The sequence below is a fragment of the Pseudoalteromonas sp. SG44-1 genome, from assembly GCF_014164315.1.
GTDB lineage: Bacteria > Pseudomonadota > Gammaproteobacteria > Enterobacterales > Alteromonadaceae > Pseudoalteromonas > Pseudoalteromonas rhizosphaerae.
Genome location: NZ_JACJEW010000021.1, coordinates 20,787 through 45,993, shown reverse-complemented (window position 1 = coordinate 45,993; position 25,207 = coordinate 20,787). Strand labels below are relative to the sequence as shown.

The window sequence follows — 25,207 nt, the reverse complement described above, 5'->3', positions numbered from 1 at the left end:
GTTTTAATCTGGTGGAAAGCCCAAGCATTGATAATGATTGGGCTTTATTGATTAAAATGGCATTGGGTATTGCTTAAATACATTACCAATATCAGTTAAAGCTTGTTCGCTTAATTCGATGTTGAACGCGGCAATGTCATCTTTTAGTTGTACTAAGCTGGTTGCACCAATAATTGAAGAAGTAACACCATCAACTTGGTCACACCATGCAAGCGCTAATTGTGCTGGGGTTATTTGGTATTGCTGGGCAATTTCAACATAGTGGCTGATTGCTTGTTGCGATTGTGCTGTGTCACGGAATAAACCATTACGCTGCACCAGTGTCCAGCGGCTACCATCGGGACGTGCGCCATTTAAATATTTTCCACTTAACATACCGCCTGCTAAGGGTGACCAAGGTAAATAAGCAATATCTTCGTGAATACATTGCTCTATTAGATAAGGCCAATCTTTAGCGTGTAATAAACTAAATTCATTTTGAATAGAGACCATGCGCGGTAAATTGTGTTGTTCACTTAATCGTAAAAATTGGCTAATACCCCATGGCGTGTCGTCAGAGAGACCACAATGTTTAATTTTACCAGCTTTAACACAGTCGTTTAAACCTTCAAGAATATCGAGCATACCCGCTGTGTGTTGCTCTGTATTGGCGTCACTAAAACGGATCATACCTGGCCATTGTTTGCTAAAGTGCGGTGATTGACGATTCGGCCAATGTAGTTGGTATAAATCAATTACATCGGTTTGTAGGCGTTTTAATGACTCGTCAACTGCATGAACGACTGCTTGACGAGTAATATCGCCGCCATCGCGTATCCAAGCTAGGCCATTGCCAGCAATTTTAGTGGCGAGCACAATATCGTCTCGCTTACTTGGATTACGCGCTAACCAATTACCGATAATTTGCTCTGTTTTTCCGTACGTATCTGGAGTGGGAGGGATGGCATACATTTCTGCAGTATCAATGAAGTTTACGCCATGCTCTAAGGCATAAGCAATTTGCTCATCAGCATCTGCTTGATTATTTTGTACGCCCCACGTCATGCTGCCTAAGCATACACGAGACACATTGAGACCACTGCTACCAAGTGGGTTGTAACGCATAATGATTCCTTACTTTTATGATTCTCGGCTGTACTTATGTAATGCAGCCAATAATGGCTCACTTAATTGTGCTTTCTTACCCGTTTTAAAATTAAACATCACCACTTGCGATGACCCTAATGTAGTCAAGGCATTTTGCGCTTGGCTAAATACTCTGTAGTGCATCATAAAACGGTCTTTTTGAATATCACTGATGGTAACGCCTACCAACACTGTATCAGGAAATGTGACAGGGCGTTTATAACGCGCGTTATTTTCACTGATCACAGGACCAATACCTGTTGTTTGTAAATCTTCGAGTAAATTTATTTGATTAAAAAAATCAATTCGAGCAGTTTCAAAATAACGAAAATACACCACATTATTGACATGTTGTAAGGCATCCATTTCTCCCCAAGCAACATTAATTGCTGTATGGATAGGATGTTGTTCTATGAATGATTGCATATTCGACAGCTCTTTAAAGTAAAAACGTAGATTAGCAATTGGTGCTGTTTAGCTCAAGATAATTAGGAAAACAGTGAAAATGTGCTAGTTTTAGTAGTTCACGGTTACGTAAATGAATACTTTAATCTGATTTAAAGGAGCTAATTATGAATACAGTGACAGCAAAAATAATGAAACGCTTAGCGCTACTGGTGGTGATCTGTTTGGCATTAGTTTGTTATGCGATGGGCAATGCTTCTGGGATGGTGATACTAATCGTAGTTGGTTTTATTTTAGAAGGTGCTTTTTGGTTATTCGGTGCGAGGTTATTTAATCGTAAAAAATCTTCACAGCAAGAATCATCGAGCTGATGACTTGCTAATAAATCAAACTTAATGAATAATAACTGTTCATTTGTACAGTGCTTGGTTTGAGGAATGAAAAAGTTTATTCATATTGACATGGATTGCTTTTACGCAGCGGTCGAAATGCGCGATAACCCCGCGCTTGCTAATGTACCTTTGGCAATTGGTGGCAATAGTCGCCGTGGAGTGCTCTCTACAGCAAATTACATCGCCCGCGAATACGGTGTGCGATCTGCGATGTCTAACTACCGTGCTAAACAATTATGCCCAGATTTAGTGATTGTACCAGGGCGTATGCAAGTTTATAAACAAGCCTCTTCGCAAATTCGTGCTGTATTTAAGCACTATACCGATCTTATAGAGCCTCTTTCTTTAGATGAAGCTTACCTTGATGTGACTGACAGTAATGCATGCCATGGTAGTGCGACCTTAATGGCAGAGCAGATCCGCGCCGATATTTTTGCAGCCACCGGTTTAACTGCTTCGGCTGGAATTGCGCCGATAAAATTTATTGCCAAAATTGCCAGTGATGAAAATAAACCGAATGGTCAATTTGTAGTATTGCCTGAGCAAGTGGATGACTTTTTAGCGCAATTACCTTTGGGTAAAATACCCGGGGTCGGTAAGGTTACCCTTGAAAAACTCAATTTAAAAGGCTTATACACCGGTGCTGATGTGCGCGCTAAAGGGGTTAATTGGATGCAGCAACACGTTGGTAACTTTGGGGTCTCGCTGTATCAAAAATGTGCCGGTTTACATATTGGTAAAGTATCCACAGAACGTACCCGTAAATCGCTCAGTGTTGAGCATACCTATGAATATAATAAAACCAGCTTACAAGCGTGTTTAGATCAATTGCCAATATTATTGGCTGAGCTTCAACGTCGATTAACAAAACAGCAATTAGAGCAACGTATAAATAAACTCAGTGTCAAAGTGAAGTTTGCTAATTTTGTGGTGACATCGGCCGATCAAACTTGCCACCGACTTGATGAAACTATCTTGGCTGAGCTGCTGAGCAAAGCATATCAACGTGGCTTGCAGCAGCCAGTGCGGTTACTCGGTGTAGGAGTCGGTGTTAAAAATGAACCGCAGCAACATCTACAGCTGAGTATATTAGATTAAGATACTGCGCGCTATTTGCTTCAATAAATGATAAGTGGGCAGTGAGTAACTGCTGTATTTTACACTGTAACTCCAAGTTGCCAGCGTTATGTTAGCTCGTCGTACATTGCTGGCAATAGCTATTTAAATCAATGATAATAAGCTCCTACGTATTTTGACAACAGGACCTTTTTTTATGGCATATCCTCACGCAGTTGCAGCCCCGCAATTAGATAACGCAAAACATGATGCGCTTATTATTATTGCCGATAATTTTTCTGAGTTAGACGATCCGAATCTAAGCCAAGCTATTAAAGCGCAAATGGCGGTTGATGCACGTATTGGTAAGCAAGTCACGCTGCTTGTTGTTGATTCTAAACGGGTAATTTTAGCGCCGACAGGTCCATTAAATCGTGATTATGACGATGTACGTCGTTATTTTGATGCAGCTAAATTGGCTATCAATGAAGCTAAAGCATCAGGCAGTACAAAACCTGCTATTTACTTACCACAAGCAAGCCAAGATAGCCGTTATCAGTATGCCTTAGAAGTTGCTTATCTTGGTGCTTGCCAAGCGTTGTGGCAGCCGCTTGAGGCACGCGAGTTTCATGGTGAAAGCATTGAACCGATCACTCAAATAGCCTTGTTTGGTGCTAATGAGCAAACAATTAAAGCGGTGAATGCCATTGCCGCAGGGCAGTATGCTGCTCGTGATTTATGTGGCACTGAGCCTGAGCGTATGGCGCCACCACGTTTTGCTGATTACTGTGTAGATTTATTTAAAGGCAGCAAGGTCAATGTTGCAGTGATTGCAGATATTGCCACGATTGATAAAGAGTACCCGATGATGAGTACCGTAGCTCGCGCTTCATATGCGGTTGAGCGTCATCACCCTCGGGTTGTAAAACTTGAATATGTACCAGAGGGCGAAGTAACACGTACCTTAATGTTTGTCGGTAAAGGCTTAGTATATGACACCGGTGGTGCCGATTTAAAAGTGGGCGGGCATATGGCCGGTATGAGCCGTGATAAAGGCGGCGCAGCCTCTGTTGCTGGTTTTATGAAATCAGTGGCAGACTTTCAACCACAAGGCGTTAAAGTTATTGCTTACTTAGCAGTAGTTCGTAACTCAATTGGTTCTGATTGTTTTGTACCAGATGAAATTATTACTAGCCGTGAGGGCGTACGTGTTCGCATCGGTAATACGGATGCAGAAGGGCGCTTAGCTATGGGGGATTTACTCAGCGAGATGAAAGATTTAGCAAAAGGAGAAGTTAATCCTGAAATCTTTACGGTCGCAACGTTAACCGGACATGCAGCTCGTGCAATGGGACCTTACAGTGCATACGTTGAAAATGGCCCTGCACGTGCGGCTAATATTTCTCGTAAGCTGGCTGACAGTGGTGACTTATGGGCTGATGGTGCAGAAGTTTCTCGCAGCCGTCGCGAAGACTATGATTTTATTAAACCGCGTACTTTAGCTGATGACGTATTATCAAGTAACAATGCAGCATCAGCAGTTACCGCACGTGGTCATCAGTTCCCTATGGCATTTTTAGCTATTGTTGGTGGCCTTGATAAGCATGGTTGTGAGTCAGCACAGCCTTTACCTTATGTGCATATGGATATTGCCGGTAGTGGTGTTGAAGGTGGTGATTGGCAGCACGGTAAACCAACTGCAGCAGGCCTAAGCAGTTTATTTGCTCGTTACTGCTTATAATAAGCAGTATTAAATACAACAGCCCCGTCATATAAAATGACGGGGCTTTTTTGTAATTTGTTTTTGTTAATTAATCTAATTTAAAGCGATTAACCACATCAGTTAGCTGTTGGCTACTGTGTTTAAGATTATCGCTCGCACCAGAAAGTTGTGATGTATTGGCCAGAGACTGTTCGGTTGATTGCGATAGTTCATTAATTCGCAAATTGACTTCATCCGCAGCACTTGATTGTTGCTCAGTCGCACGGGCTATTTGACCATTCATATCGGTGATCACTGACACCAGACGTTCAATTTCAGTTAATGAGGTATTGGCAGATCCGGCTTGTTGTACTGTGCTGGTGGATAATTGTTGGCTAGCTGTTACCGCCTCTACGGCCGCCTTTGCGCCTTTTTGTAATTTGGCTATCATCGCCTGAATTTCGTCTGTACTCTTGCCTGTGCGACTTGCAAGAGTGCGTACTTCATCAGCTACAACGGCAAACCCCCGGCCTTGTTCGCCAGCACGTGCCGCTTCGATTGCAGCATTGAGTGCCAGTAAATTGGTTTGCTCCGCAATACCGCGTATCACGTCTAGTACCGATCCTATATTATTACTTTCTTGAGCTAAATCAGCGGTAACTTGACTCACAATCTCAATATTTTTGGACAGTGTTTCTATGGCTTGAATTGTTTTAGCAACGACTTCTTTACCTTCAGATGCATTCACCGCGGCTTGGTTAGCGGCTTGTTCAGCCGCTTCGGCATTGCGACTTACATCATGAATTTGGTGGGTCATTTGCTCCATTGCTGCAGCGACTTGCGTTGAGCTATCGTTTTGCAGTTCAATAAAAGAATGATTGGTTTTACTCGCATCATCCACTGTTTGGGCATGCTGGTTAACATCATTGGCATTATTTGCCACTTGTTTAAGTGACTCACGCATTTTGGTAGTAAATAAATTAAAGTGGCGAGATAACCGTGATACCTCATCATTACCATTTTCATCTAAGGTTTGGGTTAAATCCCCTTCACCTTGAGAGATACTTTTCATCATATTTGCAGCAAGCCGAGTTGGTAATAAAATACTTCTGGCGATTAAGTAACTTAAACTAATTAATAGCAAAATAATCACTGCGGCATTGAGAATAACTAAATTCCGTAAGCTGGCAAAAGCCTCATCAATAGTATCAATATAGACACCTGAACCGACTATCCATTGCCATGGGGTAAAACCTTTCACATAGGCTATTTTATCAACTGGCTGATCTTTGCCTGGTTTAGGCCATTTGTAAGGGATAAAACCTTCACCACTTTGCTTAACTATTTTAACCATTTCAACAAATAACGGTACGCCATCGGGGTCTTTACTGTTGCTGAGTGATTTACCGTTTAACTCTGGTTTAAAAGGGTGCATAACCATGGCTGGCTGAAAATCATTGATCCAGAAGTAATTGTCATTGTCATAGCGAATACTAGCTATCGTAGTTAGTGCACCTTGTTGGGCTTGTTGCTCGGTGAGTTCGCCGCTTTGTTGTAATGAATGATAATGGGTAATAACACTATAAGCAGCTTCAACCAGATTTTTTGTTTTCGTATATTGGCCTGCTTTGAGTGAACTATATTGCTGAGTTAAACTGGTAATACTTAAAAAAAGTAAACCAACAACGACCAAACTTACCAAGATAGCTAAGCGCTGAAAAATAGTAAAACGGCGTAGGTGCGACATAAAAAATCCTTTAGAAGTGCTCGCAGTAGGCGCGCATATATTAAGCGTAGTAAATATTACTTTAAAATCTAGTTAACTGTCCCTTGTTTTGGTCTAAATTATTTTAAATAAATAGGATTATCATTAAGTCAAAAAAAAGGCCGATTTTTCAATCAGCCTTTAGTCTAACTTGGGGAGTCAATACTGACTTACTCTACATCAAAATGACGATTAAAGAAGTTAGTGATTGTTTGATGCAAGTGAGTTTGCACTTGTTTACCCCGTAAGCTGTGCTTGGAACCTGGGTAAGTCATCATTTCAAATTGCTTTTCGTTATCTTGCAATTGTTTGAATAACTTAGTGGCATGGGTAAACAATACGTTATCGTCGGCCATACCATGGTAGATCATTAATGGCCCTTTCAAGCCATCTGCGTATGGAAATACCGCACTGTCTGCATAGCCTTTGGCATTTGTATCAGGATGTCCTAAATAACGCTCGGTATAGTGAGTATCATACAGTGCCCAATCAGTCACTGGCGCTCCAGATACGCCTGCTTGAAAATAATCACCAGCTTTAAACATGGTCATTAATGCCATATAGCCACCGTAACTGTGACCATAAATACCAATGCGTTGTGGGTCAACATAATCAAGCGTACGTAAAAATTCGACGCCTTTTATTTGATCAGCCACTTCAACCACACCTAAATGTTTGTAAATGGCATCTTCAAACTTTTTACCACGATTATACGAACCACGATTATCTAATTGGAATACCACATAACCTTGCTGTGCCATATATTGGAAATATAAGTTTTTGCTGCGCCAACTATTGGTTACGCGTTGTGCATGTGGGCCGCCATAGACATTGACAAGAACAGGGTGCTTTTTACCATCATTTACCGTTGCAGGTTTAAATAAACGATAGTGCATCACTTGACCATCATCAGCAGTCAAAGTGCCATATTCAGGCTCAGCTAGATCAGCAAGATAAGGGGTCAGTGGATGGTTTTCATCAAGTTTATTTTGCTCTAACCAAGTAACAAATTCACCGTTTACTTTACGCAGTGCCGCTGAGTTTGGTTTGTTAACCGATGAACTGTTATCAATAAAAGTTTTACTGTCTTTTGCCATTACCACATTGTGATAAGCACCTTGCTCCGTGATACGTTTAATATCGCCCTTTTTAAACAGTGGAACACTGTATAGCTGGCTTTCCAAAGGCGTGTCTTTGCGTCCGGCAAAGTAGACAATGCCTTTTTTCTCATCAATACCTTTTAAGCTATCAACCACCCAGTCACCATCGGTGATCTGACGCACTAACTTACCATTGGTACGATATAGATATAAATGCTTAAAGCCATTGCGCTCAGAGGCCCAAACAAAATGTTTTTTATCTTTCAAAAACTGTAGATCAAAATGTAAGTTGATCCAGCTATCACTAGTTTCTGTTAAGGCTACTTTTTGCTCTGTAGTTTCGCTGTTATAAAAGCGCAATTCTAAGTTGTGCTGTGAGCGGTTTTGCCACTGATACGATAGCGTTTTATCATCTTCTAACCATTTTGCACGGGCAATGTAAATGTCTTCATCTTTACCTAAATCAACCCAATCAGTTTTTTGATTATCAAGCTTAACCACACCAAGTTGAATTTTTACATTATTAGTGCCGGTAAATGGGTAGCGTTGGTTAAACAGTTTCACTTCATCAGCGTAAATTTCATTGCGGATAGCTTCTTTAACTGGGCTTTCGTCAATGCGAGTGAAGGCTATTTTTGATTCATCACCAGACCACCAATAACCTGTCATTCGGCCCATTTCTTCTTGCGCGACAAACTCCGCCATGGCGTTTTTGATCACACCGCCGCCATCTTTACTCAGCTGAATTTCTTTACCTGATTTAAGATTTAGCGCATAAAGATTTTGTTCACGGACAAACGAGACAAAGTTTCCTTTTGGTGAAAAGCGTGCGTCGGTTTCAAATGCCTCAGTATCGGTCAGTTTACGGCTTTTTCCTGCTCCTAGCTCGTAATAATAGAGGTCACCATTAAGTGGAAATAACAAGGCTTTACCGTCTTTAGACCATTTGTATTCTAAAATACCTTTACCAAAAATACGTTGGCGCTCACGGCGTGCTTTTTCTTCGTCAGAGAGGTTTTCAGGGCCTGAAAAAAGTTTGGCAGAGTCGACTAAAATACGATTTTTGTTATCTTTTAAATTATATTCCCACAAATCATAACGGTTGTAATCGTCGCTTTTACCTTGCAGGTAGGTAACTCGGCTACCGTCTGGTGAAAACTTAAGCTGTACAGGTGCTTTACCCGCTAAACTTGGATCATCAAAAATACGTTCTAAAGTAAGAGGCTTCGCTTGCACTGTGATGGCTGTTGCCACCAAAGGTAGCAAGTATGAGAGGTGTTTAATTTTTTTTAACACGTGTTTACCTTCGCTCGAATAAAAACTGCAACGATGGTAAAGCCAAGCGTGGGCAACTGCAACTAAATGCTATAAAGTAGCGAAAATGTAATGCACTTAATTTGTAAGGAATAAAAATGACCGTTGAATTCTCTTTAGCTCCAGAACTTGTACGTGATTGTATTGAACTGGCCGATTGGCCATTATGCAAAGTGTTACTTATGAATGATAGTCAATACCCGTGGTTTATTTTAGTGCCTCGTAAAGCTAATTTAAAAGAGAGCATTGATCTAAGCGAGTCTGAACAGGTATTGCTAATGCAAGAGTCAGCGAAGTTAAGTCGGCTACTCAAAGAGGTACTTAACCCAGATAAACTTAATGTCGCAGCGCTTGGTAACATGGTTCCACAGTTACATATTCATCATATTGCTCGCTATAAAACCGATGTCGCATGGCCTGCGCCAGTATGGGGTAAATATCCCGCAGTGCCTTATAGTGAAGAGCAATTGGCACGTTTAAAAACACATTTTTAATCGTGGTTGAGTGTTTACATAATAGAGTTTGATCACAGTATTATGATTTTTCGTTGGGTAAAAATAGACTATGCTTAGGGTCACTAAATCGTGGCTGTTTATTACACTCAGTATATAGGGATTGCAAACTAACTGATGAAAGCTTTTGTATTGTTTACCTTGCTAAGTGTATTTTCGCATCACAGTGCTGCAAATACATTTTACTTTGTTGGTACCACCTTTCCGTCGGTACTTGAAAAAAATGAACAAGGTCAAATAGAAGGCTTAGGCGCCGACATCGCAGGTGAAATTTGCCTGCGTTTAGGTTGCCAAATTAAAATTGATATTTTGCCTTTTAAACGGGCGCTAAAAATGGTTGAGCTTGGTAAGGCTGATGCATTTATAGGTCCTTATAAGTCGGCTATTAGAGAGCAGTATATGGTTTATAGTGAGGCTGCTTTCTATCAAGACCCGCTGGTTTTTTATGTCAAAAATAGTAATGAATTTCAGTGGCATAATAATTTAGAGACATTAAAAGAGTTATCGATAGGGTTAACCCGAGGTTGGAACTATAGTGACGATTTTGAGCGATATAAAAGTCAGTTAGAAATTTCTGAAGTGGGCACTGTTGAAGCCAGTTTTTTGCAATTAATTCATGACCGTGTCGATATTATAGTGACTCATCCAAGAGCCGCACAGCCCGTTATTAAGCAGTTAAGTTTAGCCAATCAAGTGAAACAGTTACAGCCGCCATTAATTGTTAATAAAGGCTACTTTGGTTTTTCAAAAAAACGTAATTTAAATGAGTTTATTACCTTATTCGATAAAGAATTAAATAATATGATTGCTAATGGTGAAGTAAAAAAATGAGTGAAAAATATGGTTTAGCATTCCCGTAATAGCAATATTGAATTAAAAAAGGCGTTTTAGGTGAGCCCCTAAAACGCCTTTTTAGTATTAATTATATTACTCTAAACCTAACTCTTTCTTACCTTGTTTAAAGGTGACATCTACAGGGATATTAGCTTGGCTTAGTTTTTCTAAATCTTTAGCAAGTTCCACTTTGATATCACCATGTGTGGCAATCAGTTGATCAACTTTCTCATAATCACCATCACCTTGTAAGGTTAAGATCAAACCAGATAGCTTGGCCATTGCTTGGCCCATTTTTTCCATATTTACGCTGTAAAGGCCTTGCTCATTTTTAGAGAATGCACCTTCTTCTGCGAAAAAGTTAAAGCGGATCATATTTGCTTTACCATGGGCACTTGATGCGCCAAAACGCACTGAGCGGAAAATACCGGCCATAAAAGTGATGTAATAATCTTCAAGTGTTCCCTCTGTTATCTCACCTTTTTTGAGTAACTGCTCAACCATGTACAAGCCTAAGATATCGGCTTTGCCTTCTTCTAAAGCACTGGCATGTTCTTGTAAAGACTGACGAACAGTGCCTTTATCTGTGATAGTATTTTTTATCCCTAAACCATGAGCGACTTCGTGGAACATGGTATTGGCAAAAAATGCATCGAAAGTAATGTGTTTACGTTGCTCAGGAACAATTAACTGCTCAGCGATTGGCACCAATATTTTATCAAACTTAGCGCGCATAGCATTTTTCAGTTGTAAACGGCGAGTGCCTTTTTCAAGTTGTACTTGTTCGTCATTTGGTAAGTTAATGGCAATAGTTTTACTGCCAGCATTAGAATGACCTGCGTAGTAAACAACATCATATGCATTTAAGTCCGCATCAGAGCCAGGCACTTCTTGTTTGTATTTGGCATCAACAGGGAGGCCTTTTTGTAGCTCTGGTAAAAATGCTGCAAATTTAGCAAGGCGCTCTGACCATGCTAAATCTTTCACTAAGACATACGATTCAAAGGCTGCGCGAGAGCCGAACAATTGATCTTCATAGGTTTCGATTGGACCAATAACGATATCGATGGGGTTGTTCTTCATGTCCATCCAAGCAAAGTCTGATGCTTGATAATCATCGTTTTGTAGTGCATCTGCACGTAAGTTCAGGTAACTAGCAAACTCTTTATCATCGGCAAGCTTGCTCGCCTCACGTAATAAGTTAGCTGCTTTTTCAAGCGCTTTAGCATATTCAACCGAATAGGCAACGCTATACAGCTTGCCTTGTTCATCTCGCTTAATTACTGAATACAGACCATTTTTATCTGCTACGTCAGCCTTGTTTAGCTCTTCTTTAGTGATATCGGCTGGATAAAATTGAGCTCCGGCTGTTTTATCTTCATAGCCTGACAAAAAGACTTGATCGCCATTTAATCTATCCCATGGTCCATAGTTAATATCGGCAAATTTTTGTACTTTAGGATCATTGATTTTGGCTAAAAATGCCGCTTTATCTTCACCAAATGCTTGGCGCCAGAATAGATCATCCATAATTTTAGACGCATCAATAAGTTTTGCTATTAACGCTTTTTGGTTGTCGCTTAAATGTGATAAATCAGTGGTTAAACTAAAATCGGTATAGATATCAAGGCGACTAGTGTCAGCGTTAATAAGTTGTGGGCCGCTATCTTGTACTTGCTTTGTAGGGGCTGCAGCAGCATTTGACGCTTTAGGTGCGCTGGCTTGATCAGAACATGCACTAAGAAAAACGGCACCGGTAAGAATAAGTGCTTGGCTAATTTTATTGAGAGTCATTATATTGCCTGTTAAAAAGTAAGTTTAATTATAGATACCCTTGAGAGGGTATTTCGCTTCCTTGTTATGCCAGCATTAAAGCAAATCTTATGCGCAAATAGCAAGTTTCCTGTGTTGCGATGGTCTAAGCGAAGGGATATAAACTGTAGTAGAAAAATAAACTAACATAATTTCTATAATTTCCTTAACTTTAGCGGTAACTTAGACAATACTGTATCTATAAGAAATAAACACTCCATGGTTTGGATGTATTAAAAAATCAATACAAAAGGATGGCACATTTATGTCAACAGAAAACGCACTACTGACCATTTTGGTTGATCGTATTAATAATGACACGTTAGTTTTACCAACCTTGCCTGAGGTTGCGGTTCGTGTACGTCAAGCTGCCGATAATCCAGATGTAAATTTAGCGCAAATGGCTGATGTGATCTCTCATGATCCGGCATTAGCAGCACGGATGATAAAAGTCGCAAATAGTGCTTTTATGGGGCGCACAGTTAAAGTTTCTAATATAAATCAAGCGGTAACGAGAATTGGTCTGCGTCAGATCAAAAATATCGCAACAGCAATGGCGATGGAGCAACTATTTGTTTCAAATAATGAGCTGATCAAAGGTTATATGGATAAGGCATGGCAGAAAACTTTAAAAGTAGCATGTCACTCAATTACTGTGATGGAGTTTTTCCTTAAGAAAAACAAGCAGACCTCATTGAATCGTGACACCATTACACTCGCATCATTGGTTTATAACATTGGTGTATTGCCTATTTTGACGGAAGCGGAACGTCACCCAGAAGTATTTGCCAATCCAAGCTTTTTAGCGCATGCGATTCAAAAGCTTAGCGGTAAAGTAGGGGGAGCCATCATGCGCGCTTGGGAGTTTACTGATGAATTTGTTGAAGTAGCAGAAAGCTGGGCCAATCCTAACTATCGTCCAGAACATATTAGCTATGTTGATTTCATTCGTATCGGTGCGATTATGGAAGGTATTTTACAAGTTTCAGATAAGTCAGCGGCATTACAAACTTACATTGATAAAGGTGTGATCCCATCACTGGATATTTTCTCAAGTGATGAATACAACGATATGCTTGATGATGTGAAATCAGTATTTAATTAAGCTAAGTCGTCAGTTAAAAAAAGCGCCAATAGGGCGCTTTTTTAGTATTTAAAACTTAGTCAAAATTTAGGCTAAATCTTCAACGTCACCTAAACCAGCCGTAAGTTCTTCTAGCATTAGCTTAATTTCTTCAGAAGCGAGAATAAAGTCAGCATCAAGTTTGACTAACATATCTTCTTTAGGGATGTCGGCGTTTTCTTCTTTTAATGTTTCAGAGTAGCTTAAGCGCTTAATAGAGCCATCATTTTGCAGCATGAACTTCAGGCGCTCTTGCCAATCTAGTGCAAGTTTAGTTACGCGTTTACCGCTTTCAAGGTGCGATTTAACTTCATCACAAGCTAAATCATGGCCTTTAAGCTTAACTTGAGCACCGCTATCGTCTGCTTCTTCAAGCTCTGCGTCAGAGCCTATAGCAAAGCCTTCAGGTGTACTGAAGTTAGTTAACCAGTCCGTTAAAAACACATCTAAATCATAGTTTGCAAATGCAGGAACTACCGGCAATGTACCCAATGATTTGCGCAGTAGTGCCAGTAACTCTTCTGCTTTATTAAAACTACCACTGTTAACGACTACCCAGCCATTTTCTTGGTCAATAAAGGCAAACTGTAAACTCGACTTTTTAAAGGCTTGCGGTAATAAGCTATGGAGGATATTTTCTTTGAGCTCGTCTTTTTCTTTTTTCTTAACAGGGCGATTTTCTTCGGCTTCGATAAGTTCTATTTTTTCAGCAACCATGTCGTTGATAACGGATGCAGGAAGTACTTTTTCTTCACGTTTAGCACAAACCAAAATACTCTTTTGTGAGAAATGAGAAAGGGTATCACCATGTTTACCAAAGGCTTTGGTCCAGCCAAATGTACTTAAATCTTGACTACCGCAAGGGCGAAATAAATCTTGCTCTAAGGCTTTCTCAAAGTCTTCTTGGGTGTACGACACGTCTTGCTTAAAGCGGTAACAAATAAGGTTACTAAACCACATAGGGAGATTGATCCATTCGGTAAATTTGCCCAATCATAACAATAAAAAGCTGATGCGCAAATGACTGATTGGCCAAACGTTTAGCAATTAAGCAAAGTGTTAGGCAAACAGTCTCGGCGCATTAGTTATTAAATATAGACAAAGGTTTTGGCATGTCTTTAGGGAAACTAATATGATAATGCAAGCCGTTCCCCGGTGAGCTTGTCGCATCGATTTCGCCGCTCAAGGTTTGCTTAACCAAATTGAAAGTAATGTGTGTGCCCAGACCACTGCCGCCTTGATCGCGTTTAGTCGTAAAAAATGGGTCAAATAGTTTTTCAAGTTGCTGTTCGGTAACGCCATTACCATTATCTTTAAAGTCGATAATTACTTGGTCATCTTCATCTTTAATAGCAATGTCTATAATGCCATTGCTGACACCATCAAAGCCGTGGATCAATGAATTCATAATCAAGTTGGTAAATATTTGACTGATAGCACCAGCAGGTAGATTTAAGGTTAAGTCTACCGGGCAATCTAAATTTATATGATGGCTGGTATTTTTTATCTTAGGGTGTAACGAACGAATAATTTCACCAAGGTATTCTTTTAGGTTGATTGTGCGCACGGCTTCACTGGCTTGATCAACCGCAATTTGCTTAAAGCTGGCAACCAGCTCTGAAGCACGGTCTAGGTTAGTGGTTAATAGGCTAGTACTTTGTTTGGCATCATTGATAAACTCTTCAAGTGCTTTAGGCGAGAGTGTTTTATCTTTGTAAGCATTTTCAATTTGTATTAGGCGCTCTTGCAAAAAGGATGAGGCTGTAACTCCAATACCGACCGGGGTATTTATATCGTGGGTAATACCGGCGACTAAACCACCTAAAGCAGCCATTTTTTCTGAGCTGACTAAACGCTCTTGCGCCATATTGAGTTCATCAACATAGCGTTGCATTTCAGTGTGTTTGGTGAGCAGCTCTTGTTCAGTATGGCGACGCAAATCAACTTCTTCGGTGAGCGTTAGTTTTTGTTTTTCCAACTCGTATTTTTGTTGCTGTAAATCCATCATAGCTTGACTTAAATTTGATGTTTTACGTGCCACTTCTTGTTCAAGTTGTAGATTTTGCTGATCGAGCTTTTCGTTACTTATTATTAATGCTTTTTGAGTTTGTTCAAGCTCTTTGCGGTATTGCACAACTTTATCGATCAACTTATTGAATGATTGCTCCATTACTTTTAATTCGTTGTGCTCAGTTGTTTCAATTTCGATATGTTGACCTTCGAGGTCATCTAATTGAAGATCTTCAATTTGCTCTGTTAGTTGTGCTAGAGGTTCTGTGAGTAGTTTTCTAAATGCCATTAAGAATAAGATGATTAAAAATGTAGTTTTGATCATCGCATTGCCAATTAAAAAATAAATTGAGATCATAATGCGACTAAATACCACTTCTCGGCTCGAAAATAGCGTGACATCACCAACTTGGGTGGCGCGGCCAGAAAATTCAAAGATCAATGGAAAGGTATAACCGAATAAGCCAGATGGAGTATCTTCGATAATGGCTTCTTCTTGTACTAATTGTTGGCTGTATAGCTCGCGAATATCGAGTGAGCGACCTAATTGTGAGATTATTTCGCCGCTATCGTCACGCACAATAATACCTTCAATCATTGGAATTGCTAATAAGCCTTCTGCTGTGGTGATGGTTTGTTTAGTGTTTAGCTCCCAAATAGCACGGGTTAAACTACGACTAAATGTTTTTTGTAAGGTCGTCAGTTCGTCACGTATATAATCTTTCGTGTTTACATATTCTGCAATAACTTGCCCGCACGTGACTACAAAAGTTAATAAAAAGTAGACGGATAACACGCTGGTAAGTAGCTTTTTTGATAGGCTTTTTTGTAGCATCGGTGGCCTATAGCTCCTTTATTTTTTTCACAAAGCTTAATTAATACCCTAGCAACGAGTACACTCAGTACTAAAGTTAGCTAATAAATGTTTAAAAATAAATAAAATAATCTTATTTAACAGTACAAACATTGTTAATTTTCTTTTTTCAGCAAAAACTTAAGCTTATCGCTGTTAAATTTTTGTGTTATAAAATCACAACAGTATTATAACATTATTATTTACTGAGTGATTTGTTGTCTACTCAGTAATCTATTATACGTATTTTAGTTGTCTATATTATGAATTTTTCCGTACTGGTGTGTGATGATTCAACAGTAGCACGCAAACAAGTTATACGCTGTTTAAATGAGTGTATCGCAGCAGATATTATGCAAGCAAAAAATGGCCGTGAAGCGTTGGAGTTAATGCATATACATAACTTCGATTTACTGTGTCTTGACTTAACTATGCCCGAAGTCGATGGAGTACAAGTTCTTGAGAGTATTAAAGCACAAAAGATTGAATGCTTTGTGCTGGTTATCTCGGCAGATATTCAACTTGAAATGAAACAACGTGTCGCTAAGTTGGGAGCTATAGCCTTCGTTGATAAGCCGATAGATAAAACAAGATTAAATGAAATACTGCATAAATTCGGCATTCATTAGATTTCTTTATAATCAAAAAGCATAATTTATCTTTTTATTTGGGGTTGACAGAATAGGCCTGTTTAAGGCAGTCTAAGGGCTATGAAAACAAATAATCACGCATTGACCATTATTATTACAACCACCATTCTTACTGGATAGTGGCATAGGTCGGTGCAACAAATTTAAAGGCCTGTGTTCACAACGAACACAGGCCTTTTTTCGTTTTATGGGATGAGGAAACATAAAAAATGCGAGTATTAAAATTTGGTGGGTCGTCACTTGCTGACTTTGCCTGCCTACAACAGGTAGCACAGTTAGTTAAAGCACAATTAAAAGACGAAATGTTATTGGTGCTATCCGCTCCAGGTGGCATGACCGATTCATTGGTTGCACTGGCAAGCGCTGCTGAACAAGGACTTGATTATGATACACAGTGGCACGCATTAATTGAGCGTTGCCAAAGCTTAAAAGCAGCCGTAGAAGCTGAATATGGTAGTGTTCAAAACTGGCCTGATTTAAACGAACTGCAAAATAAGCTAGCGGGTGTCAAACTCATCCAATGTTGTCCAGATCAAGTGCGTGCTTATGTTATTAGTTTTGGTGAGCGCATCAGTGTATCACTGATGCAGTGTTTATTAAGCTCACATAACGCCCACTACCTCGAAGCAACCGATTGCATTGTATCAACTAATGGTCATATTGATGCGGAAGCTGATCTAGTGGCGAGTAAAATTCGTTTTCAAACGGCTTTAAAAGCTAATCCTGCGACTATTTATATTATGCCTGGCTTTACAGCTAGCAACGAACAAGGCCAGCTAACTACACTGGGACGTAATGGCTCAGATTATTCAGCCGCAATTGCAGCAGCGTGTTTAGAAGCGCAAGTATGTCAAATTTGGACTGACGTTGATGGTGTGTACAGTGCTGATCCGCGTTATATCAAAAAAGCCTCTAAAGTTGATTTTTTATCATATAAAGAAGCGATGGAGCTTTCTTACTTTGGTGCCAAAGTTCTCCATCCTAAAACAATTCTACCGTGCGCTAAAGCTGGCGTGCCGTGTGAAATTAAAAATACCCATAATCCGGATGCACAAGGATCACTGATCAGTAATGATAATGTGTCATCGGAGCCGGTAAAAGCGTTATCTAGTTTACAAAATCTTGCGATGCTAACGGTTTCAGGCCCCGGCATGAAAGGTAAAGTAGGCATGGCATCAAAAGTTTTTAATGCCCTTGCTCACGATAATGTTTCGATTGTACTGATCACTCAATCGTCATGTGAATTTAGTATCAGCTTCTGTGTCCATGAATCAGATTTGCCATTGGCTCTTGAGGCATTGCAAACTGCGTTTGAGCTTGAATCACAGGCGGGACTAATTGAACCTGTACAAGTGCAGCGTAATTTAGCAATCGTTACTTTAGTGGGTGATAATATGCGCGCTCATAAAGGCTTAGCTGCTAAATTTTTCGCATCACTCGCCCAAGCACAAGTTAACATTGTCGCTATTGCCCAGGATTCAACTGAAAGTGCAATTTCAGCAGTGATTGACGGCGAGCTGTGTAATGATGCTGTAAAAGTGTGTCACGAAAATTTCTTCACTCATATCCCATCAATTGATGTATTTTTATTAGGCTGTGGTTTAGTTGGCCAAGAACTTATTAAGCAGTTAGAGCGTCAGCAAGCATGGCTTGAAAAACGTAATATCAAACTAAACTTATATGGTGTTGCTAATTCACGTCAATTACATCTTGATAGCGAAGGAATTGCTTTTGACGATTGGCAGCAAAAGTTGGCAGCATCAGAACAACCGTTTGACCTCAAACTGGTTGAACAATTTGTTAGGCAAAATCATTTAATCAATCCAGTACTAGTTGATTGTACGTCTTCAGATGTTTTAGCGGCTCAGTATGTAGACTTTTTGAATGCCGGTTTCCACGTTGTGGCTGCAAATAAAAAAGCCAATACAAGTTCATATGCTTATTACCAAGATTTAATTACAGCAACGCAAAAAAATAATCGTAAGTTTTTATACGAAACAAATGTCGGTGCAGGTCTTCCTGTAATCGATAACTTACAGTCACTGTTTGGTGCTGGCGATGAGTTACTTGAATTTAGCGGAATTTTATCCGGTTCATTGTCATATATGTTTGGCGCATTGCAAGATGGTTTATCACTGTCTGAGGCAACCATTAAAGCCAAAGAAAGTGGTTTTACTGAGCCAGATCCACGTGATGATTTATCGGGCACTGATGTCGCGCGTAAGTTATTAATTATTGCCCGCGAAGCAGGTATGAAATTAGAGTTGAGCGATATCGAAGTTGAATCAGTGCTTCCTCCGGGTTTTGCCCAAGGTGATAACGTTGACGAATTTATGGCTAAATTGCCAAGTTTAGATGCTGCGTTTAATGACCGTATTCAAAGTGCCGCAAGTGAAGGCAAAGTGTTGCGTTATGTCGGTACTATCAAACAAGGCCACTGCAAAGTAGGTATTGAAGCGGTAGATGAAAAGCATGCTCTGGCTGTTATTCGTGATGGCGAAAATGCCTTAGCAATTTTGAGTGCATACTATCAACCACGTCCATTTGTTATTCGTGGTTATGGTGCCGGCTCAGCAGTGACTGCGGCCGGGGTATTTGCTGACATTTTAAAAACGTTATCGCGCTAGGAGAGTATAATGATCGAAGTATATGCTCCAGCCTCAATCGGTAATTTTGCAGTTGGTTTTGATGCCTTAGGTGCTGCGCTTGCTCCTATTGATGGCACGTTATTAGGTGATGTTGTTGCGGTAAGTCCTAGCGAGCTTGACGAATTTATATGCTCTGGCGATTACGCAGATAAACTACCAAGCGATGCCAGTGAAAATTTAGCGTATCAGTGTTTAGTGAATTTTCGTGAACATGTAGCGCCAACCATGCCAAGCGTTAAACTGGAATTAAAAAAGAACTTACCAATTGGCTCGGGTCTTGGTTCAAGTGCTTGCTCTGTAGTAGCCACATTTGCGGCGCTGGATCAGTTTGCAGGTACTGCACTGAGCCAAGTGCAGTTAATTGAATTAATGGCTGATTTTGAAGCGATTGTCAGTGGCGGTCGTCATTACGACAATATCACTCCGTGTTACTTGGGTGGTTTGCAGCTTACTGGTGATTTAATTCCAAATAAATCAATTGCTTTACCGGTTGATGAGCGTTGGTATTACGTAGCGGCTTTTCCTGGTTTTTCACTTAATACCGCTAAAGCGCGTTCAGTGTTACCAAAACAGCTAAGTATGCATGCGAGCGTTGAATTTGCGCAGCGCTTATCAGCGTTTAGTACTTTATTGTTAACTAGCCGATTTGATGAAGCACTCTCAATCATGAGTGATGAAATAGCGGAGCCGCATCGTGCGCCACTGATCAACGGTTTTAGTGAAGCTAAAGCGGCGCTGCCAGAGTTTGGTGCTGAGATTGTCAGTATCTCAGGTGCTGGTCCTACATTATTTACCGTGTGCAAAACGCTTGAAGCTGCACAGCAATGCGCACAGTGGCTTGAACAAAACTATATTAATGAGCAAGGCTTCTGCCACATTTGTAAACTCGATAACGCCGGCACGCGTCAGCTATAAGAATTTAAGGAACTAATAATGCAATTACATAATTTAAAAGATGATTCTCAAAAAGTGTCGTTTGTTGAAGCGGTTAAAACAGGTTTAGGACGTAATCAAGGAGTATTTTTCCCTGAATCGCTCGCGCCTTTAGCTGATGTTGATAGTTTACTCGATATGGACTTTGTTACTCGTAGCAGTAAGATTTTATCGCATTTGATTGGTGATGAATTACCTGCTGATACGGTTGCACAAATGGTGCAAAATGCCTTTAACTTTCCTGTTAAATTAGTTGAAGTTGAAGACAATATTTATTGTTTAGAGTTGTTCCATGGGCCAACGCTTGCATTCAAAGACTTTGGCGGTCGCTTTATGGCTGAGTGCTTGGCACAATTTAGCCAAGGTGAAAAAACCACAATACTCACAGCAACCTCAGGGGACACTGGGGCAGCTGTTGCGCATGCGTTCTATAACAAGCCAAATATTGATGTGGTTATCCTGTTTCCAAAAGGTAAAATCTCATTAGCACAGCAAAAATTGTTTACTACTTTGGGTAATAATATCCATTGCTACGCTGTAGATGGTAGCTTTGATGATTGCCAAGCGATGGTTAAAAATGCCTTTTTAGATGATGAAGTTAAATCTCGCTTAGGTTTAAATTCAGCTAATTCTATCAATATAAGTCGCCTTGTTGCACAAGTATGTTATTACTTTGAAGCAATAGCGCAATTACCAAAAGAGCAGCGCGCCAAAGCACATATCTCAATACCTAGTGGTAACTTTGGTAATGTATGTGCGGCGATGATCGGTGCGGTGATTGGTTTACCGGTCGCTAAACTTAGCGCTACAACCAATCAAAATGACACTGTACCGCGCTTTATCCTTGATAAAAACTGGGCGCCTAATGCCACAATCGAGTCATTGTCTAATGCCATGGATGTGAGTAAACCTAATAATTGGCCACGTGTACAAACCATGCTTGATAACAAATGGTTTAGTTATGATGATTTTTATTCAACTAGTGTTGATGAAAATGATACCCAAGCAGTGATGAAAAAAATTCATCAAACAGGCTATGTTGCAGAACCACATACAGCGATTGCTTATCAGGGCCTAAAAGCTAACTTAGCAACTGATTCTGCTGGTATTTTTCTGGCAACAGCGCATCCGGCTAAGTTTAAAGAAAGTGTTGAAGAGATTTTAAATATTGAACTTGAAATGCCAAAACCACTAGCTGATGCATTAGCTAAACCATGCTTAGCCGAGGATATCGCAGATGATTACGATATCCTGCGTGAAATATTATTAGCTAAACTAGGTTAGTTTTTACCCGCTAAGTAAAACTAAAAATAAACGGCATATGTGAAAGCAATGTCGTTTTTTATTGCTTTAAATTGTACTTAATAGCAGTAATGGAAAATTAAACTATTGAACGTGAACGGCGGTTTAGCACTCGTAAACAAAAAATTAAAATGGCTATAAGGCAGATCATAATCCCTGCAAGTATAACTAATTCATTCGCTACCCAATGGATTAGGAGTAATCCGCACATAAATAAAATAAATGGTTTAAATTCATAATAATAAAAGTGTTTGTTAACTTTAATGCGATTTACTTTATGATCTTTACGCCGTGAATTTGAGCGTAATCGCCAAATATTGGCACCATTGAAGAATAAAAAAATACCAATGGCTGTTGGTAAAACAGTGCTGAAAAGTAAAATGCAAAGTCCGCCAACAATGACATAACAATAAGGAATTGATTCGTAGATAGGTTTAGCTAGCATAGTAAATTAGTTCATCATCCATGATTACATTGGTATCATAATAGTGTAAACAATCGCGAATGCAACAGATTAAGGTATAAATAATGTAAATGTTATTTGCTTTTATTCATTAAAATTTCTGATGCTTTAATAAAAAAATATCATTACAAAAACACTGTGAATTAAATTCAATCCCTGTTTAAATATGTTCATCTTTACACCATAGGCAAATTGACGTTTTCAGCGTATAATTCAGCCTTCAAAATACCATACACGTTGCCCTAGGAGCCCCCATGTTAGAACGTAGCATGAATATTTCGGATTTCGATCCAGAGTTATTTGAAGCAATCACTAAAGAGACTGCTCGCCAAGAAGAACACATCGAGCTTATCGCATCTGAGAACTACTGTAGCCCACGCGTACTAGAAGCGCAGGGTTCACAGCTAACAAACAAATATGCTGAAGGTTATCCGGGCAAGCGTTACTACGGTGGTTGTGAGCATGTTGACGTGGTTGAACAACTAGCGATTGACCGTGCAAACGAATTGTTTGGTTCAGATTATGCTAACGTTCAGCCTCACGCAGGTTCACAAGCAAATGCTGCTGTGTTCTTAGCTTTATTAGATGCTGGCGATACAGTGTTAGGTATGAGCTTAGCTCATGGTGGTCACTTAACGCATGGTTCACATGTAAGCTTCTCTGGTAAGCTTTATAACGCAATCCAATACGGACTTGACGAAGCGACTGGCGAGATTGATTACGCACAAGTTGAAGCACTTGCACTTGAGCACAAACCAAAAATGATCATCGGTGGTTTCTCAGCATACTCAGGTATTGTTGATTGGGCTAAATTCCGTGAAATCGCTGACAAAGTAGGCGCTTACTTGTTTGTTGATATGGCTCACGTTGCAGGTCTTATTGCTGCTGGTGTTTACCCAAGCCCAGTACCACATGCACACGTTGTTACTACAACTACGCATAAGACATTAGCTGGCCCTCGTGGTGGTTTGATTATTTCTGCTTGTGGCGACGAAGCTATTTATAAAAAGCTTAACAGTGCAGTATTCCCTGGTGGTCAAGGTGGTCCTTTATGTCACATTATCGCTGCCAAAGCAGTGGCATTTAAAGAAGCATTACAACCAGAGTTTAAAGTATACCAAACTCAAGTTGTGAAAAATGCTAAAGCTATGGTTGCAGTAATGCAAGAGCGCGGTTATAAGATCGTATCTGATAAAACAGAAAACCACTTGTTCTTACTTGATCTAATTGATAAAGACATCACTGGTAAAGACGCAGATGCGGCTTTAGGTAATGCTAATATCACCGTAAATAAAAACTCAGTACCAAATGACCCACGTTCACCGTTTGTAACGTCTGGTTTACGTATTGGTTCACCGGCAATCACACGCCGTGGTTTTAAAGAAGCAGAGTCTAAAGAGCTTGCTGGCTGGATCTGTGACGTACTAGACAACATCAACGATGAGTCAGTACAAGCACAAGTAAAAGAGAAAGTTAAAGCAATCTGTAAAAAATTACCTGTTTACGCTTAATTGAGTTACAAACAGTAATTTAGATCACAATAGCTTAGTTTTTTGCTATTATAAAGGCCGCCTAAAAGCGGCCTTTTTTGTTTTTAACGGAAGCTGATACCTATGCATTGTCCATTTTGCACCGCAAAAGATACCAAAGTGATTGACTCGCGTTTAGTGGGAGGTGGCCACCAAGTAAGGCGACGCCGTGAATGCAATGAATGTCATGAACGCTTTACTACCTTTGAAGGCGCAGAACTTGTAATGCCTCGGGTGATCAAACAAGACGGTAGCCGTGAACCTTTCAATGAAGATAAACTCCTTAATGGTCTACACCGTGCATTAGAAAAACGCCCCGTCAGTACCGAGCAAGTTGATGAAGTGGTCAATATTATTAAATCGCAATTACGTGCCACCGGCGAGCGTGAGATTTCCAGTCACCTGATTGGCGAATGCATTATGGAAGCGCTGAAAAAACTCGATAAAGTCGCTTACGTCAGATTTGCATCGGTATACCGTTCATTCGAAGATATTCGTGAATTTGGTGAAGAAATTGCCCGTTTGGGAGAGTGATATGAACCAATATCAGTTTAGCGAACAAGATTTCTCTTATATGACCCGAGCGATTGAGCTTGCCAAACAAGGATGCTTTACTACCACCCCAAACCCAAACGTTGGCTGTGTATTAGTAAAAAATGACGTTATTGTTGGTGAAGGTTTTCATCAAGTTGCCGGCCAAGGCCATGCTGAAGTGAATGCATTAGCAATGGCGGGTAGCCAAGCCTTTGGTGCAACTGCTTATGTCACGCTTGAACCTTGTAGCCATTTTGGTCGCACACCGCCGTGTGCCGAAGGTTTAAAAGCTGCTGGCGTGGTAAAAGTAATTGCTGCTATGGTTGATCCAAACCCGCAGGTGGCCGGTAAAGGTTTAGCTATTTTAGCGGACGCGGGCATTGAGGTTGCGTCAGGTTTGTTAGAACAACAAGCAAGGCTGTTAAACCGTGGCTTTTTAAAGCGCATGGAGCAAGGTATGCCATTTATTACCTGCAAAATGGCCGCAAGCCTTGATGGTAAAACGGCACTTAAAAACGGTCAAAGTAAGTGGATAACTGGCCCTAAGGCTCGCCAAGATGTGCAACTACAGCGCGCACAAAGCTGCGCTATTTTAACCGGCGCGGACACAGTATTAGTTGATAATGCAAAACTCAATGTTCGTGTTGATGAGCTGCCAGAGCCGTTACCAACGCAATTACCTGTACGCCAACCTGTACGTATTATTATTGATTCACAAAATCGTTTAACACCTGAGCTAGCATTATTTAGCATTGCCAGTGAAGTAATTATTATTACCACTGAACTTGATAAATCACAGCAATGGCCTCATTACGTAAGCCATATTGTAGTACCAGAAAAAAATAATAAAGTTGATTTAGTGGCTGCCATGAAACTTCTAGCGCAGCAACAGTTTAATCATATTTGGTTAGAGGCAGGGGCAACCTTAGCGGGCCAAATGACTGAATGTAATTTAATTGATGAATATATTGTTTATCTGGCGCCGAAGTTGTTAGGGAATGACGGCAAAAGCTTACTAAACTTTACAGAGCTGACAAGTATGCAAGACGTTGTTAATTTATCAATTAATGAGTGTGTGTGTATCGGTGACGATATTCGTATCACGGCGACACCACGCAAAGCCTCATCTAAACCAAATAATTAAA

Annotated in this window: 20 protein-coding genes; 13 read left to right on the top strand and 7 right to left on the bottom strand. The window is 40.2% G+C overall.

The features are described 5' to 3' along the window. Positions 1-51: 51 nt before the first annotated feature. Entirely contained in the window at positions 52-1,104 is a 1,053-nt protein-coding gene (locus H5187_RS11485; RefSeq protein ID WP_149981211.1) for an aldo/keto reductase, read from the bottom strand. A gap of 15 nt (positions 1,105-1,119) precedes the next feature. After that, the gene (locus H5187_RS11480) at positions 1,120-1,551 is read right to left on the bottom strand and encodes a thioesterase family protein (protein WP_182718304.1); all 432 of its coding nucleotides are present in this window, start codon (positions 1,549-1,551) and stop codon (positions 1,120-1,122) included. A gap of 146 nt (positions 1,552-1,697) precedes the next feature. Here H5187_RS11480 and H5187_RS11475 point away from each other — a divergent pair, with 146 nt between their 5' ends. The 3 genes from H5187_RS11475 (at position 1,698) to H5187_RS11465 (ending at position 4,719) form a co-directional block, all read left to right on the top strand. Next, on the top strand, positions 1,698-1,901 hold the full coding sequence (locus H5187_RS11475; RefSeq protein ID WP_259398497.1) for a hypothetical protein: 204 nt from the start codon (positions 1,698-1,700) through the stop codon (positions 1,899-1,901). A 66-nt stretch (positions 1,902-1,967) separates the two neighbouring features. Further along, positions 1,968-3,020 carry a DNA polymerase IV gene (dinB, locus tag H5187_RS11470; RefSeq protein WP_182739787.1) on the top strand — a complete coding sequence of 351 codons (1,053 nt, stop codon included), beginning with the start codon at positions 1,968-1,970 and terminating at the stop codon, positions 3,018-3,020. A 175-nt stretch (positions 3,021-3,195) separates the two neighbouring features. Further along, a complete protein-coding gene (locus tag H5187_RS11465) occupies positions 3,196-4,719 on the top strand; it encodes a leucyl aminopeptidase family protein (protein WP_182718306.1) in 1,524 nt (507 codons plus the stop codon). A gap of 70 nt (positions 4,720-4,789) precedes the next feature. Here the strand turns inward: H5187_RS11465 and H5187_RS11460 are convergent, their stop codons facing one another. Both H5187_RS11460 and H5187_RS11455 read right to left on the bottom strand, forming a co-directional pair. Continuing rightward, complete coding sequence (locus H5187_RS11460) at positions 4,790-6,427, bottom strand: methyl-accepting chemotaxis protein (protein ID WP_182797890.1); 1,638 nt, start codon at positions 6,425-6,427, stop codon at positions 4,790-4,792. Positions 6,428-6,615: 188 nt separating this feature from the next. Next, entirely contained in the window at positions 6,616-8,841 is a 2,226-nt protein-coding gene (locus H5187_RS11455) for a S9 family peptidase (RefSeq protein ID WP_182718308.1), read from the bottom strand. A 116-nt stretch (positions 8,842-8,957) separates the two neighbouring features. On the opposite strand from H5187_RS11455, the gene H5187_RS11450 reads away from it, so the two are divergent. Together H5187_RS11450 and H5187_RS11445 are read left to right on the top strand one after the other, a co-directional pair. After that, the gene (locus H5187_RS11450) at positions 8,958-9,353 is read left to right on the top strand and encodes an HIT domain-containing protein (RefSeq protein WP_182718309.1); all 396 of its coding nucleotides are present in this window, start codon (positions 8,958-8,960) and stop codon (positions 9,351-9,353) included. Positions 9,354-9,488: 135 nt separating this feature from the next. Continuing rightward, positions 9,489-10,202: an ABC transporter substrate-binding protein gene (locus H5187_RS11445; RefSeq protein ID WP_182797889.1), complete on the top strand. Its 714-nt coding sequence runs from the start codon at positions 9,489-9,491 to the stop codon at positions 10,200-10,202. 96 nt (positions 10,203-10,298) lie between these two features. Here H5187_RS11445 and H5187_RS11440 read toward each other — a convergent pair whose 3' ends face one another. Then, positions 10,299-11,999: a dipeptidyl-peptidase 3 family protein gene (locus H5187_RS11440; RefSeq protein WP_149981204.1), complete on the bottom strand. Its 1,701-nt coding sequence runs from the start codon at positions 11,997-11,999 to the stop codon at positions 10,299-10,301. Between the two features lie 283 nt (positions 12,000-12,282). On the opposite strand from H5187_RS11440, the gene H5187_RS11435 reads away from it, so the two are divergent. After that, positions 12,283-13,122: an HDOD domain-containing protein gene (locus tag H5187_RS11435; RefSeq protein WP_149981203.1), complete on the top strand. Its 840-nt coding sequence runs from the start codon at positions 12,283-12,285 to the stop codon at positions 13,120-13,122. A 66-nt stretch (positions 13,123-13,188) separates the two neighbouring features. Here the strand turns inward: H5187_RS11435 and rdgC are convergent, their stop codons facing one another. Both rdgC and H5187_RS11425 read right to left on the bottom strand, forming a co-directional pair. After that, the gene (gene rdgC / locus H5187_RS11430; RefSeq protein ID WP_145241151.1) at positions 13,189-14,100 is read right to left on the bottom strand and encodes a recombination-associated protein RdgC; all 912 of its coding nucleotides are present in this window, start codon (positions 14,098-14,100) and stop codon (positions 13,189-13,191) included. 121 nt (positions 14,101-14,221) lie between these two features. Continuing rightward, positions 14,222-15,985 (bottom strand): HAMP domain-containing sensor histidine kinase, encoded by a 1,764-nt coding sequence (locus H5187_RS11425; protein WP_182797888.1) that lies wholly within the window; start codon positions 15,983-15,985, stop codon positions 14,222-14,224. A gap of 281 nt (positions 15,986-16,266) precedes the next feature. Here H5187_RS11425 and H5187_RS11420 point away from each other — a divergent pair, with 281 nt between their 5' ends. From H5187_RS11420 to ribD, 7 genes are all read left to right on the top strand, one after another. Next, complete coding sequence (locus H5187_RS11420) at positions 16,267-16,632, top strand: response regulator (RefSeq protein WP_179959161.1); 366 nt, start codon at positions 16,267-16,269, stop codon at positions 16,630-16,632. Positions 16,633-16,862: 230 nt separating this feature from the next. Continuing rightward, positions 16,863-19,280, top strand: coding sequence for a bifunctional aspartate kinase/homoserine dehydrogenase I (thrA, locus tag H5187_RS11415; RefSeq protein ID WP_182718312.1), 2,418 nt, complete (start codon positions 16,863-16,865; stop codon positions 19,278-19,280). A 9-nt stretch (positions 19,281-19,289) separates the two neighbouring features. Next, complete coding sequence (thrB, locus tag H5187_RS11410) at positions 19,290-20,216, top strand: homoserine kinase (RefSeq protein WP_182797887.1); 927 nt, start codon at positions 19,290-19,292, stop codon at positions 20,214-20,216. Positions 20,217-20,234: 18 nt separating this feature from the next. Next, the gene (gene thrC / locus H5187_RS11405) at positions 20,235-21,518 is read left to right on the top strand and encodes a threonine synthase (protein ID WP_182794703.1); all 1,284 of its coding nucleotides are present in this window, start codon (positions 20,235-20,237) and stop codon (positions 21,516-21,518) included. Between the two features lie 735 nt (positions 21,519-22,253). Next, a complete protein-coding gene (glyA, locus tag H5187_RS11400) occupies positions 22,254-23,510 on the top strand; it encodes a serine hydroxymethyltransferase (RefSeq protein WP_145241140.1) in 1,257 nt (418 codons plus the stop codon). A 102-nt stretch (positions 23,511-23,612) separates the two neighbouring features. Beyond that, positions 23,613-24,062, top strand: coding sequence for a transcriptional regulator NrdR (nrdR, locus tag H5187_RS11395; protein ID WP_016708083.1), 450 nt, complete (start codon positions 23,613-23,615; stop codon positions 24,060-24,062). A 1-nt stretch (position 24,063) separates the two neighbouring features. Next, entirely contained in the window at positions 24,064-25,206 is a 1,143-nt protein-coding gene (gene ribD, locus H5187_RS11390; RefSeq protein ID WP_182797886.1) for a bifunctional diaminohydroxyphosphoribosylaminopyrimidine deaminase/5-amino-6-(5-phosphoribosylamino)uracil reductase RibD, read from the top strand. Position 25,207: the final 1 nt, after the last annotated feature.